This is a genomic window from Gardnerella rara (assembly GCF_055452355.1).
In genome coordinates this window covers 196,271-209,735 of the sequence record NZ_JBVBJP010000001.1, presented here as the reverse complement: position 1 = coordinate 209,735, position 13,465 = coordinate 196,271, and the positions used below count along the sequence as shown (strand labels likewise).

Annotated in this window: 11 protein-coding genes; 1 reads left to right on the top strand and 10 read right to left on the bottom strand. The window is 41.0% G+C overall.

The features are described from left to right. Positions 1-27 precede the first annotated feature (27 nt). Entirely contained in the window at positions 28-549 is a 522-nt protein-coding gene (locus ACZ0NX_RS00855; RefSeq protein ID WP_415688536.1) for a MerR family transcriptional regulator, read from the top strand. 155 nt (positions 550-704) lie between these two features. Here ACZ0NX_RS00855 and ACZ0NX_RS00850 read toward each other — a convergent pair whose 3' ends face one another. The 10 genes from ACZ0NX_RS00850 to ACZ0NX_RS00805 form a co-directional block, all read right to left on the bottom strand. Beyond that, entirely contained in the window at positions 705-1,418 is a 714-nt protein-coding gene (locus ACZ0NX_RS00850) for an HAD hydrolase-like protein (protein WP_464404979.1), read from the bottom strand. Between the two features lie 63 nt (positions 1,419-1,481). Next, positions 1,482-1,829 carry an RNA polymerase-binding protein RbpA gene (locus ACZ0NX_RS00845; RefSeq protein ID WP_060786687.1) on the bottom strand — a complete coding sequence of 116 codons (348 nt, stop codon included), beginning with the start codon at positions 1,827-1,829 and terminating at the stop codon, positions 1,482-1,484. 74 nt (positions 1,830-1,903) lie between these two features. Next, entirely contained in the window at positions 1,904-4,486 is a 2,583-nt protein-coding gene (locus ACZ0NX_RS00840) for a DEAD/DEAH box helicase (protein ID WP_464404977.1), read from the bottom strand. 3 nt (positions 4,487-4,489) lie between these two features. Next, the gene (locus tag ACZ0NX_RS00835) at positions 4,490-4,852 is read right to left on the bottom strand and encodes a hypothetical protein (protein WP_415688534.1); all 363 of its coding nucleotides are present in this window, start codon (positions 4,850-4,852) and stop codon (positions 4,490-4,492) included. Position 4,853: 1 nt separating this feature from the next. After that, entirely contained in the window at positions 4,854-6,782 is a 1,929-nt protein-coding gene (locus ACZ0NX_RS00830) for a helix-turn-helix transcriptional regulator (protein WP_464404975.1), read from the bottom strand. A 285-nt stretch (positions 6,783-7,067) separates the two neighbouring features. Then, a complete protein-coding gene (locus ACZ0NX_RS00825) occupies positions 7,068-8,495 on the bottom strand; it encodes a UTP--glucose-1-phosphate uridylyltransferase (RefSeq protein WP_060786683.1) in 1,428 nt (475 codons plus the stop codon). 154 nt (positions 8,496-8,649) lie between these two features. Then, entirely contained in the window at positions 8,650-9,501 is an 852-nt protein-coding gene (gene tsf / locus ACZ0NX_RS00820; protein ID WP_060786682.1) for a translation elongation factor Ts, read from the bottom strand. Between the two features lie 30 nt (positions 9,502-9,531). Beyond that, positions 9,532-10,332 carry a 30S ribosomal protein S2 gene (rpsB, locus tag ACZ0NX_RS00815; RefSeq protein WP_060786681.1) on the bottom strand — a complete coding sequence of 267 codons (801 nt, stop codon included), beginning with the start codon at positions 10,330-10,332 and terminating at the stop codon, positions 9,532-9,534. A 295-nt stretch (positions 10,333-10,627) separates the two neighbouring features. After that, on the bottom strand, positions 10,628-11,116 hold the full coding sequence (locus tag ACZ0NX_RS00810) for a peptide deformylase (RefSeq protein WP_060786680.1): 489 nt from the start codon (positions 11,114-11,116) through the stop codon (positions 10,628-10,630). 124 nt (positions 11,117-11,240) lie between these two features. Next, positions 11,241-13,295, bottom strand: coding sequence for an AMP-dependent synthetase/ligase (locus ACZ0NX_RS00805; RefSeq protein WP_415695923.1), 2,055 nt, complete (start codon positions 13,293-13,295; stop codon positions 11,241-11,243). Positions 13,296-13,465: the final 170 nt, after the last annotated feature.

Genomic DNA, 13,465 nt, shown 5'->3' with positions numbered 1-13,465 from the left:
CGAACAATAAACAATCAATAAACAATAATGGTGTTAAAAAACTCTTCTAAAAAGAATGCGCTGGTTGATTCGCCTCAAAATAATCGGCCAGTGCAAGGGGAGTTGTTTGCTTTTTCTAGCGATGGAGAGGAGTCTGTAGGATACCGCGGAAGCGTTGCAATGAAGATTGCTGGTATAACCTACAGGCAGCTTGATTATTGGGCTAGAAAGAACATTATTGAGCCTTCGATTAATCCTTCTCATGGATCTGGCTCTAGGCGTTTATATTCCTTTAAAGACATTTCTATTATGGCGGTAGCTAAGCGTCTTTTGGACGCTGGCGTGAATCTTACAAACGTTACAACCGCTATAGTCTTTTTAAATTGTTATAGCATTAGTCATCTGGAAAATATGACTATAATTTGTAACGGTCAATCTGTTATGGAATGCAACAATAATCAAGAAGACATGTTTAACATGCTTGAAGGCGGCTCAGCGGTTTTTGCAATTGCGGTTGGATGTATTGTTAAGCAGGTACGAGCTGATTTAACTAAAGAATCTTCAATCTAAAGAATCTTCGATTAGAATCTTTTTCAAGTAGCACATTTAAATAGATAAAGTAATCGAAGTAGTGCGTGTAGTCAAGGATTTTTGATTTGTGTGTTTTATACCTAATCTGACATAACGTACATTATCGGGTAAATATTATCTATATTATCTATTGATTATCTATTGCAAGTATCTTCAAAATACTCGTCTACGGCACTGCTTAAATCACAAACATTATCGATTATTCTATAAGCGCCATGCTTTTTAAGCTCACCAGGCTCTGCATAACCCCAAGCGCAACCAAGACAATCAATATAGCATGCTAAAGCGCCGTCAACATCTGTCCAACGATCGCCAACCATTAAAGCCTTATCTAGCGAATAGTCAAAACCAATATTTTTTAAAACGTAGCGAATAACTTGGTCTTTTTTAATCCTAGACATGTCGGTACTTGCACCATAAATTCCATCAATCAAATCTGTTAAACCAAAATAATCACAAATAGGCTTAACCTGATATTCTGGCTTGCAAGACGCCGTAGCAAGATAATATCCAGATTCACGTAGTTTCTTTAATTGTTCTGGGATTCCTTCATAAACCTTGTTTAAAAGACTTCCCGTAATTTTACTACCGTTGGGATTTTGCGGATCTACAAAAGTTGCAACTTCGGAATAATACTTTCTATATAGCTTTACACCTTCGGATTGCAAATCTTTTGGCATGCCATTTCTTTGAAAAGATTCAAGAATAGACGGGCCTACAAAACGAAGCATTTCTTCTTCGTCTGGAATTTGCATACCCAAATCACTCATGGCCTTTTTAGCACATGCAATAATTCCAGCATGCGATTGAGTTAAAGTGCCATCTAAATCAAGCAAAACAACTTTCATGGCGTTTCCCTAAAAATGATTTAAGAATTTAATTAAATCACGCAAAACTAACTAAAGATTAGATTACTCGTAATCAGGAATCCAACCTTCGTGATGCATCTTTAGGCGCTTATCCAGCAAAGCCTTAAGCTCATCTTCGCTTCTACGCTCTAAAAGCATATCCCAATGAGTGCGAGTAGGCTTATTAAAATCGTCGTCTGGCCTATCTGCATCGCCCTCTTTATGCGCTAATGCACCGCAACGGCATTCCCATTCTTCTGGAATTTCCGCACCTTGAGCAAACGGGAGAATAGTCCTATGCCCTTTAGGGCAAACATAGGTAACATCGTTACGAGCCGCAAAATCAACATTATCGTCGGATTCTAGCGACTTAGCACCAATGCTCATACCTCGTAAACTGCGTTCTGCCATATTATATTCTCCTTTTAGTTTCCATTATAAAGCTAGCGAATTGCACGGACTATAAAGACTAAACGTGCAAAAGACTAAACATCGCAATAGGCTACTACCCCACGATTAATTATCTGAACTGCCTCATACGCATTATGAGCTAAAGAATCATCTACATTAGGCAAAATCTTTAGATAATCACCAAGAACAGCAAGCTGATTAAGCAAGTCTATAAGTCTTTTAGCAAAACGAACAAAATCGCCGCCAGTAATATCTGTATTTTGCAAAATATCTAGCAAATCCGCTCCTTGCGCCCAATCGTAGATAAGATCTACAGCACCAAAATCAAGCGGACGCAATGCGTCAAGATGATTGTTTATACACATATAACTTATGCGCATAAACAATTCCTTCATTTTAGAAACGGTGTTAAATACAGCGCCGTTCAATCCCCCAGGATATCTTCTTGGCTCAGACCCCACAGGTCCTCTAGATTCATAGACCAAAGACGATACGCAACTCAAAAGTTCAATAGGCGTTAAATTATTAAAAATGCCTTCGCAAATGGCTTGCGCAAAAACAACATCGAGTTCGTTATAAAGTCGTCTAAGAAGCTGGCCTTTATTGGTTAAAATAAACGTATTATCGGCTTCTTTTAAGTAGTCCAAGCTGCAGAGAACGTTGCAAATACGGTCAAAACATCTTGCAACAGAGCCAGTTCTAGAGTTATAACGTTCTTTAACTTGATTTAGCTCTTTTGTTTCCCTTGCCCAATAATAGCCCCAGTGCAAGTGACTTTGAATATCTGGGCAATTTGCGCAAGGATGATTTCTTTCTTGGCTGCGCAAGCTAGCAATAGTGTTATCCAGCTCTTTAAAGGCATTAGAACGCTCTAAATCGCTAGCAAACAGCATGTGCTTAAGTTTTCTACGCTGGTCGTGCTGAGCGTCTTTAAGGCGCATTCTAAGCGTCATAAATTCAGCAAAATCGCCACTAGAGCATTTAAAAGCCTGCTCATAGCCACTAATCGCCTCTTGCAGCTCTTTAATGCGGCTTAAAAGGCGCGTTGCAGAAGCATTTGCTTCCCACTGAGCAAAAGAACTACTAAGCGTTATGCGAGCTGTTTTAGCATCGCTGTTATTAAGAAGATTAACAGCCATGTTAAAGGTTGGAACAAAGCTAGAGTGAAGAGGATAAACTCGTTTACTAGAAAGAGAAGCCGCTTTGGCTGGGTCAAAATCAGGATTATCTATTAAAACCGCATGGCCAATATCGTCAATTCCACGCCTTCCAGCTCTGCCAGTAAGCTGAGTAAACTCGCCAGGAGTAAGAGGAACATGGCCTGTGCCATCATACTTAACTAGCTTTTCTACAACAACGCTCCTTGCTGGCATATTTAAGCCCAAAGCAAGAGTTTCTGTAGCAAAAATAATCTTAATAAGTCCGCGCTCAAAAAGAGTTTCAACAATATGCCTAAAAATTGCAATCATACCAGCGTGGTGAGCTGCAAATCCTTGTTCTAGAGCATATCTAAAGCGTTCAAATCTAAGCGCTTTTAAGTCACTTTTAGAAAGCTTATTTTGCGAGATCATTGAATCGACTATTCTACGAATCTCGTACATTTCTTCGTCACTTGTAAGAGCTAATCCAGCGTTTAAACATTGCTGAACAGCCTGATCGCAGCCCGAACGGGAGAAAATAAAGTAAATCCCAGGAAGCATATTAAGATAATCAAGCTCGTCAATAACAGCCCACCTTTTAGGAGTGTGGCGAACAGCTAAAGAAGACTTGGAGTTTTTTGGCAAATCGCTAGAATGCTCGCGCGATTTTCTTCTAGAGAATCTACTTTTAGAAAATCGTTTGTCTTTACTTAAATACGAAGATTTTTTGCGTAAAGCAGTGTTTTCCCACTGGCTTAATTTTCTAGTTAAAGCAAGATTCACGCGATTTGTTACATTGCCATTTTTGTCTGTATCGTAAAGATTAATAAGCTCTGGCTCTGTTCTAGCATCTTTTTGAATAATAACATGGCGTTCAAGAGGAACAGGTCTATGCTCATCAACAATCAAATGCGTATTTCCGCGAACAGAAGAAATCCATGCACTAAAATCTTCAACATTAGAAACCGTAGCCGAAAGGCCAATAATTTTAACGTTTTGTGGAAGATGAATAATAACTTCTTCCCAAACTGCGCCTCGGAATTTATCTGCTAAATAGTGCACTTCGTCTAAAACAACAAATCCAAGTGAATTAAGCGTTATTGAACGCTCATAAAGCATATTGCGTAAGACTTCTGTTGTCATAACAACAATATCTGCTTCGCTGTTAACAGATGTATCTCCAGTTAAAAGACCAACTCTATTAGATCCATAAACTTCGCAAAAATCGTGATATTTTTGGTTGCTAAGAGCCTTGATTGGAGTTGTATAAAACGTTTTAACACCACGATTAACGCCCAAAAAAACAGCAAAATCTGCTACAACCGTTTTACCAGCGCCTGTAGGAGCTGCAACAAGAACATTGTCCCCATTTTCTAGAGCATCAATAGCTTCAACCTGAAAATCATCTAAGTCAAAACTTAAAGAACTTTCAAATTTAGCTGCCATCGACTTAGAGTGTTGCAAAGTCTTGCGAAACGCACTAAATCGTTGCGCGGGAGATAAAGGGAGCGTGGTCATAAACTATTCTTTAGATTCCGTAAAATTAGGATTGTCAATATCTTCTTTGCGCAGTGACATATCGTTCCAATGCTGCCAAACAGTTCTGTGCAAGTCCCCCACTTGTTCGCGGCGCTTTAAAACTTGAACACGAGCATCTTCCACACTTTGCGCAGCATCACTAATAGGACGCGTAAAAAATGGATCGGTATTCTTTTTTACTGAATTTTCACTGCTTTGCAGCTTGTCAAAACACTTAATAACGCTGCTGGAAAGATTGGAAACATTGGTAAAAATACGCAATGCACCCTTAATTATGACAAATAAGCCAAGGGCAATCATGCTAAGCGAAAAAAGAGTTATAGGAATCCAAATCCACGATGGCATTTTAAGCCTCCGCGTTCTGGGAATCGCTATGATTTACACTTAACTCCCTTTGAGCTCTAGCAATAATCATAGTGCGCAAAGTTTCTGGAGAAACAGCCTTAATATGACGAGCATGAGCAATGCAAAATGCCACAAACCAAGAGTCGGAAGAAACCGTTAAGTGAACCTTAACACCAGCTCCACAAGGCTCAACAGTGGCTCCAGAAAGACTCTTTAAGAAGTTCAAATCTGGCTCATCTGTAATAAAGCATGTTTGCGTGCCATTGTCGAAGCTCCACTTTCTAAGTTCGCTTACAGGAACATCTGGAATTTCAACAGGGCAAATAGGGGCAATAACCTCTGCATGCTCAATTCTGGCAACGCGCAAAACCTGCCAAATTCTAGGCAAACCATTTGCTTTGTTAATCGAAGTGTCTTTTGCAACAAGGCTGCGCTTATCTTCTGGAGTTTGATTTTCAACATCCGTCCAAACAGCAACGTAGTACACGCCTTCATCAACAAAAATCTTAGAAGGAGCAACAACTTTTCTACGAGTCCTACCAGCGCCATCCGTATATTCCATATCGATTAAGGAACCAGAGTTGATTGCACTGCGAACAATAGAGCAATTTCTAGGCTCCACCTCGTAGCCTGTAAGACTTAGCCAAGGAGTATCTCCAGGGCTAACATGCCTACGCAAACGCATATACAAGGTCTTCGCTTGGTCTCTTTGCTCAAGAGGCAAAAGCGGAGAATGTGCAAGATAATTAACAGAAGCAGTGAGCATGCTCATATACTGTTGAGATACGCCAGCTAAACGCTCAAGACCCAAGGAATTTGTGGCGGAAACAATGCTTTCTGCTTCCAAAAGAGACCAATCGATGTCAAAGAACTGACTGCCAGCCATTTCGCCATCGTCGGAAACCGTAGTAAGCGTATTGATATCTTTATGTAAAATCGCAACAAATCTGCGAAGCTCGTCGTCGTTCTTAGGCTTGCCAATAAACCTCATAGCAAGCTCATTTAGAGGGAATTCTTCGCCAAGATGAGCAGAAAGGAAAAGCATTAGCCTAAGCCTACGATCAACTTCGCTTCCAGTTTGGAAAGAAGTCTTTTTTTGACGAGACTTGTCTGAATCATTTTCTGCACTATCTTGATTATCTTCTTCGCCAGTTGCTACAGACTTATCGCTTTGATCAACATAATTCTCATCGCAAGCAATAAATTCTGTTGCAGCATTAAGCCTACGGTGGAAAGCATCAACAGCTTCTTGAGGGCTAACAACACAAGAGCCAGGATGTTCAAGAACAAACATTGCTAAATCGTCTGAATCGGTGTATGCAACGTTTAAATGTTCTCCGTCAACGTCAACTGTTGCGGCAAACCTTCTAGAATCAATAACCTTGACTAAAGCATCTGGAATGGTTTGTGTTCCAAGACCAGGAGCAATTGAATCTAATCCAAGGCCTGGAATAGGAGTTTGTGGAACTCGAGGAGCAGTACGAGACGCAGAAGAATGTTGCTGATTTACTTTATGAGATTCAGAAGAAGAAATCGACATAGAGCGAGCCAAATAATTAGCTGCGGCAAGCACTGGAAGCTCTTCTTGCTCAAAACGAATACGCACGCGAGGTTCATCCCCAAGCTGCAATCTGTAAGATGCAAAATCTTGGCCTTCAGACTTAGAAGAATATTCAGGCTGGCGAGATTCAATTGCAATACCCATAGCTGCAAGCTTTGCGCGGTCTCTTTGGAACTGCTTTGCAAAAGCAGCCTTTGCAGCCTGATCAGCAAGCTCTCCATAAGAATCGGCATATGCCTTAACTCTTTGTGCAATCTGACGCGAAGTCAGCCATTGTGGGAATGCGGAAGACAACACGGCGAGCACATCAAGCTCGTGTTTGCCCCACTTATCAGAAAAACGACGTCTTCCGTTGCTTCCTTCTGCCATTGATCCTCACGTATCGTTTCGTTTGTAGTTTCCTTTTGTGCGAAGAAAATTTGCAAGAAAATTGCTAAATCTTCAACACACACCTTAACTATTTTAATGGTGTTTTGCTATACGTGTGGACATTTTTAAAAAAAGTCATTAATTTTCTTAAAATGACATTAGACAACACTATAAAAACGTTGAAATAATGCCATTTTCCACACGACACGCCGAGTTAATTTATTTTATGCGCATTTTTCTTATGTTTTCGCAGAATATCGTAGATTTTCTAAGATTTTCTAAGAATCACACCCATTCATCGGGTTCAATCCCCTGAGGTCCCACAAATTCGCCATTTGGAACATAGCTAGGTTCGCCTGTATCTTCTAAAACTGCATCCGCAAACATAGAAACTTGGTTTCCAAAAGTCCAGTCGCCTCGTATTGTAACAGATTTTGCAGCAGCCAATGCAGGAACAGAATACGGGAATCTTTCATTAAAATCATTGATATTTTTGTAATAACGCGGGTCTAAATCAATATCTGGGAATATGTAATTTCCATCTTCCATCTCGTACGAGTCTGTAAGATGGAAGCGATCCGAACGCATTATAAACAAATCGTTAGTTGTTTTTACTGGCAAAAATCGCATTCTGTCAACTTCAACGCAAATTGCGTCATCAAAAAGTGAGACGGCAGAACCCATAGCAGTTTCAAGCTGAACAACTTTTTGACTTGATTCATCAGTTGGATCAACAGTCTTATGATTACAAATAACTGGAAGAGGAAGAACACCATTATATTTTTTAAGAATTTTCTGCAAAGCGTCAACTCGAATCCAAATATTGTTGGTGTTAAAATATGGGTGTTTATTAATGCTCTGTGCACTTCGCCTATCTTCTGGGGCAACCTGTGTCATTTCTCGAAGCATCATTCTGCCAGTTTCAAGGCTTCTAACAATATGACCACCTTTGCGGTCTGCCTGAGTACGCTTAGCAACCTCAATCATTATTGAAGCGCCAGTATTTTCAAAGTGCTGAGCAAGAGTTCTAGATGGTCTTGCGCCTAAATTGTCGGAATTAGAAATAAACAAATACTTAATGCCATTTTTCTTTAGAACATCCAATAATCCAGATTCCCAAATAGTAGAGAAAATGTCACCATGGCCTGGAGGGCACCATTCTAAATCACTATCTTTTGCATAAGAAACAGGCTCCCCCGTTTCTTCTAAAAGCTTTGGCTCCTGATGCTGAATAATCTCAACAGGAATATTTTCTTGAGAAAACTTTTTTGTGCGCTTTAAAACTTGCAAAGTATCTTTAGATGTGCGGAAAGAGTTCATAAAAATCAGCGGAAGATCCACACCTAAGCGCTGACGGGCTGTAAGAACTTGGCCAATTATAATATCAATAAATCTCATCTGACGAGCTTTATGCCTTCTAACTGGCAAAAGCGACTTTGCACAAGACAAGCCCATTGATGTTCCAAGACCGCCATTTAGCTTAATAAATGCTGTTTTTGAAAACGCATTAACAGCTTTATCATGGTCAATCGTTTCATAAATCTCATGGAAATTAGGCACAGTTTTAATTGGCTCTACTGTGTTTTCGTGAATAAATCCCCCAGATTTATCTTCATTCCAAACCTTGTAAAGACGCTCGAATTGACTAATTGCAACCTCGCTCATACCTTGTTCGCGCATCTTTGCGGCGGACAATTCAAAAGTGTCGTCCATTTAACGCAGCCTTTCTGTATGCATTACGGTTATTAGTTTATCCGCTTAAACAATATGTTGCAAACAAAAATGGACTCACGCGTTAAACACGCAAGTCCATTTTTACGTTTCAAATAATTTTCAGCAATAGAAAATTAACGAAACTCAGCGAAAATTACTCAGCAGAGCCTTTGCCTACCTCAACACGAGCGAAAGCCAAAGCAGTACCGCCGATTTCCTTGAACAAATCGCCAATAGTCTTGGAAGGATCCTTAACATAAGACTGCTCAAGAAGAACGGTTTCCTTAAAGAAGGCGTTCAAACGGCCTTCAACAATCTTTGGAACAATCTTTTCTGGCTTTCCTTCTGCCAAGGACTTTTCGGTAGCAACACGACGCTCGGAGTCCAACACATCTGCTGGAACATCTTCGCGACGGAGCCACTGAGCACCCATAGCAGAAATCTGCAAAGCAGCTTCGTGAGCAACCTTGGCACCAGCTTCGTCGGTAGCAATCATAGAAACAATGCTTGGAGGCAATTCAACAGACTTCTTGTGAGCATAAACCTCAACGTGAGGACCGCTAACCTTGGCAATCTGACCAACCTTAACGTGCTCGCCAAACAAAGCTGCTGCTTCTTCAACCTCTTCCTTAACAGTAGCATCTCCAGCCTTAGCTGCAAGAAGCTCTTCTGCGTTAGAAGCATTGGCCTCAATAGCATTGTTCAACACAGTTTCGGAGAATTCAACAAACTTTGGAGTCTTAGCAACAAAGTCGGTTTCGGAATTCAACTCAACTGCGTAACCAGTTTCACCTTCTGCAGTTTTAACAACCTTCGAAGCAACGGTTCCTTCTTGAGCCTTGCGACCCTCGCGCTTGCCAGCGGCCTGAATGCCCTTGGCGCGGATAATTTCCTTAGCGCGGGCTACATCGCCTTCGGCCTCGGTAAGAGCCTTCTTAACGTCCATCATGCCTGCGCCAGTTTCTTCGCGCACCTGCTTAATCAACGCTGCAGTAATTGCTGCCATTTTGTTCTCCTCATTAACAGACAAACAGGCTTATTCAGCCTTGGCTTCGTCTTCGGACTGTTCAGATTCCTTAGTAAGTAGTTCCTTTTCCCATGCGGCCATTGGCTGAGCGTCAGCGTCTTCAGACTTAGCGCCCTTGCCAGCATGGTCGAGCAAGCCTTCGGCTACAGCATCTGCCATCAAGCTTGTAAGAAGCTCTACGCCGCGGATTGCATCATCGTTTGCTGGAATTGGATACTCAACAGATTCTGGATCGGTGTTGGTGTCAACGATTGCCACAACTGGAATGCCGAGCTTGTGTGCTTCTTCAACAGCCAAAGCTTCCTTGTTAACGTCTACAACAAACATTGCAGAAGGAGTGCGGTTCATGTTACGAATACCGCCGAGCTGCTTGGAAAGCTTATCCTTTTCGCGCTCAAGAAGCAAAAGCTCCTTCTTGGTTAAACCAGAGCCGCGAACATCGGTAAAGTCCATTTCCTCAAGTTCCTTCAAGCGCTTAACGCGAGTAGAAACAGTCTGGAAGTTGGTGAGCATACCGCCGAGCCAGCGCTCGCTTACGTAAGGCATGTTTACGCGAGTAGCCTGATTCTGCACAGCTTCTTGAGCCTGCTTCTTAGTACCCACGAACAAAACAGTACCATTGTGAGCAACAGTCTGCTTGATGAAGTCATAAGCCTTGTCGATCATGTCGAGCGACTTGAACAAATTGATGATATGAATACCATTGCGCTGAGTAAGAATGAACTGCTTCATCTTTGGGTTCCAGCGGCGAGTTTGGTGGCCGAAGTGCAAACCAGCCTTCAGCATTTCGCTCATGGTAATCTGTGCCATATCTATATACCTTTCTTGTCGGTTCTTGCCTGGCCATGTCAGTTCGCATGCAACTTGGCTAGCATATGACTAAATCCAAGCCGACCGACACGAACGGACGCGTACATGGCGCGTATATGCGCATTCTATAGACAATAAAAAAGCGAGCAATCATATAACGCGACAATATTCATGCTCAAAGCGAACACGCAAAATCAAATTATAACAGAAGCTTTATACTAATTTTGCAAATAATTGCTACAAAAATTGCTACAAAAAATCGCAATCATTTATTGAATTATCTGCTTAGAATTATCTACTTAGAAGAACTATTGCGAAGTTGACGCAAAGCTTGTTTTCTAACATCTTTTTCTAGACGATCAAGATATACATGACCATCAAGATGATCGCATTCATGTTGAATCATGCGGGCCATTAAACCTTTGCCCTCTAAAACAACAGTTTTGCCGTCTAAATCTATGCCTCTTGCTCTAGCGTAATCCGCTCTGCGGGTCTTGTACCACAATCCTGGAACCGATAAGCAGCCCTCATCACCGTATTGATCTCCACTAAGCTCTTCAATAACAGGGTTTAGAATATAGCCTATTGTTCCATCAATGTTATAAGAAAATGCCCGAAGACTAACGCCAATTTGGTTTGCACTAAGTCCTGCACGCCCTGGGTCATTTACTGTTTCCAACAAATCTTCTACGAGACTTTTAACAGATGGGGTAATTTCACGAATCTCATCGCAAGGCGTTCTAAGAACAGGGTCTGGAACAACGCGGATTTGTCTAATAGTCACAGCACTCCTTAAACAATAAAGGCTAATTAAAATCGCAAATAGTAATTATACAAGCCGTAGCGTAATACCAACTTGCGCAATCTATTTGCAATATAACTAGCCTTTATGTTTATTTGTAAAACCGTTATTCGTTAGCGGTATTGTTGCCTTCTTCAACCGTAGAATAAGATTCCTTAGACTCAGCTTGCGAAGGCAAATCTTCGCCAAAACGCTTTAGATGCGTTGCAGCTTGATCAATTGCCTGCTTAACTTTAGGTGTAACAACCTCTTGAGCCTGCTTAACAGTTTCTTGAGCTTGCTTAACAGTTTCCGTTGTTTTATCTAGAATCTTAACTGTTGCAGGAAGCGGCTTGCTATTAGGTTTTGGAGCATAAAGATGAGTTTCTATAATATCGCTATATCTCTTCAAAACCTTTGGACGCACAACCTTCATGCTTGGTGTTAACGTACCAGCATCTTGAGAGAATTCTTCGTCTAAAATAACAAACTTACGAATAGATTCTGCTCTAGATACAGTGCTGTTTGCCTGATCAATAAATTGCTGAACAACAGATCTTATTGCGTCATTTTCTGCAATAGACTTCATTGGAAGATTCTCGTCCATGCCTTGACTCTTAAGCCATGAATGAACCATGTCTGGCTCAAGTTCAATAAGAGCAGAAACAAATGGCTTTCCGTCTCCAACAACAACAGCGTGCGAAACAAGAGGACACTTTGAAATAATGGTTTCAAGAGGAGCTGGGCTTATGTTTTTTCCACCAGCAGTAATAATAATATCTTTCTTTCTACCAGTAATTGTTAAGAAGCCTTCATCGTCAATCTCGCCTAAATCGCCAGAATGAAGCCAACCATCTTGATCAATAACTTCTGCAGTAAGCTCTGGTTTTCCGTAATATCCAACAAAAACGTTAGGACCTTTAACAAGAACTTCTCCATCTTGTGCAATGCGAATAGTGATTCCAGGACCAGGCTTTCCAACAGATCCAACCTGATTTGCATGCTCAAAATTAACAACACATGGAGCTGCGGTTTCTGTCATTCCATAGCCTTGAATAAAGGTTATTCCATCAAAGCCATTAAAGAAATGAGCAAGCTCTGCGTTTATTGGAGCTCCGCCGCATGCAAGCCATGCTAAATTAGGGCCTAAAGCCGACCTAATAGAAGATCCAACAGTCTTCATATACAAATCATGCTGCAATTTTGCGTAAACAGAATGCGATTTACCTTTAACTTCGTCTTTAGACCATTGAACAAAATGCTGAACAGCTTTAGCGAAGATTCTACCGCGAATTCCAGCACCAGCCTTTTGAGACGCTGCGTTATAAACTTTTTCAAAGACTCTAGGAACACCAAGCAAATACGTAGGCTTAAAGCTGCGCAAATCTGCCAACAAGTGTTTAGCGTTTGGAACATAGCCAATAACGCCATTTGCCCCAATTGCAACATACTGAATATACCTTGCAAAGCAATGGGCTAAAGGAAGGAACAATAAAATCCTACTAGGCTTGTAGAGCATATCGTTTAAAACATCGTATGCTGCATAAACAATATGAGTAAAGTTTCTGTTAGAAAGCATTGCCCCCTTTGGCCTGCCAGTAGACCCAGATGTGTAAACAATTGTTGCTAAATCATCTGCTTTTATTTTATTAATAGCGTTGTTTAGCTCATCGTCGCTTATTGACTTTCCAAAGTCAATAACTGCTCCAATACCATTTGCTTTAAAGTTGAAAATTGTTTTTAAAGAAATACGCTTATTATCTTGGCGAACTCTTTCCAAGCATTGTGCATGCTCGTCATCTCCAGCAAAAGCAATTACTGGCTTTACTTCCGAGATAATATCTGCAGCCTGCAAAGCAGAATCAGTTTCGTAAATAGGAATAGTTACTGCTCCAATGCAAGCGCAAGCAAAGTCTACTACACCCCACTCGTAGCAAGTTGGAGAATAAATAACGACTTTATCTCCTTGCTTAACGCCAAGAGCAATTAAGCCTCTTGCAGTAGAACGAACTTTAGATAGCATTTCTGATGCAGTAACGTCGTGCCATTGGCGAGTGTTATCATCTTGCACTTGTGCAATTACGCCTTGGGGATCTCGCATTGCTCTATTTGCAAGCAATGAATAAATTGTGTCACCGTCGTTAGTTGGGTGAATGTCTTCTACAGAAAATTCTCGCAGCATGCTTTTAATTGTACGGTATATGCAAGCCAACTCAAAACAAGAGTGATACAAAAATCTTTATAAAAAATTGGCGTTTTTTACAAAAGACCCTGGATGCAAACAAGGCAATGCAAGTTATTCTCCAGGGCTTAATACCAATAATTTAACACCCTAATATTTGAATCTAGTGG

Excerpts from the sequence above, each read along its gene's own strand:
- ACZ0NX_RS00850 (WP_464404979.1), bottom strand. The coding sequence starts at position 1,418 with ATGAAAGTTGTTTTGCTTGATTTAGATGGCACTTTAACTCAATCGCAT.
- ACZ0NX_RS00805 (WP_415695923.1), bottom strand. The coding sequence starts at position 13,295 with ATGCTGCGAGAATTTTCTGTAGAAGACATTCACCCAACTAACGACGGT.
- ACZ0NX_RS00840 (WP_464404977.1), bottom strand. The coding sequence starts at position 4,486 with ATGACCACGCTCCCTTTATCTCCCGCGCAACGATTTAGTGCGTTTCGC.
- tsf (WP_060786682.1), bottom strand. The coding sequence starts at position 9,501 with ATGGCAGCAATTACTGCAGCGTTGATTAAGCAGGTGCGCGAAGAAACT.
- ACZ0NX_RS00845 (WP_060786687.1), bottom strand. The coding sequence starts at position 1,829 with ATGGCAGAACGCAGTTTACGAGGTATGAGCATTGGTGCTAAGTCGCTA.
- ACZ0NX_RS00825 (WP_060786683.1), bottom strand. The coding sequence starts at position 8,495 with ATGGACGACACTTTTGAATTGTCCGCCGCAAAGATGCGCGAACAAGGT.
- ACZ0NX_RS00855 (WP_415688536.1), top strand. The coding sequence starts at position 28 with ATGGTGTTAAAAAACTCTTCTAAAAAGAATGCGCTGGTTGATTCGCCT.
- ACZ0NX_RS00830 (WP_464404975.1), bottom strand. The coding sequence starts at position 6,782 with ATGGCAGAAGGAAGCAACGGAAGACGTCGTTTTTCTGATAAGTGGGGC.
- ACZ0NX_RS00835 (WP_415688534.1), bottom strand. The coding sequence starts at position 4,852 with ATGCCATCGTGGATTTGGATTCCTATAACTCTTTTTTCGCTTAGCATG.
- rpsB (WP_060786681.1), bottom strand. The coding sequence starts at position 10,332 with ATGGCACAGATTACCATGAGCGAAATGCTGAAGGCTGGTTTGCACTTC.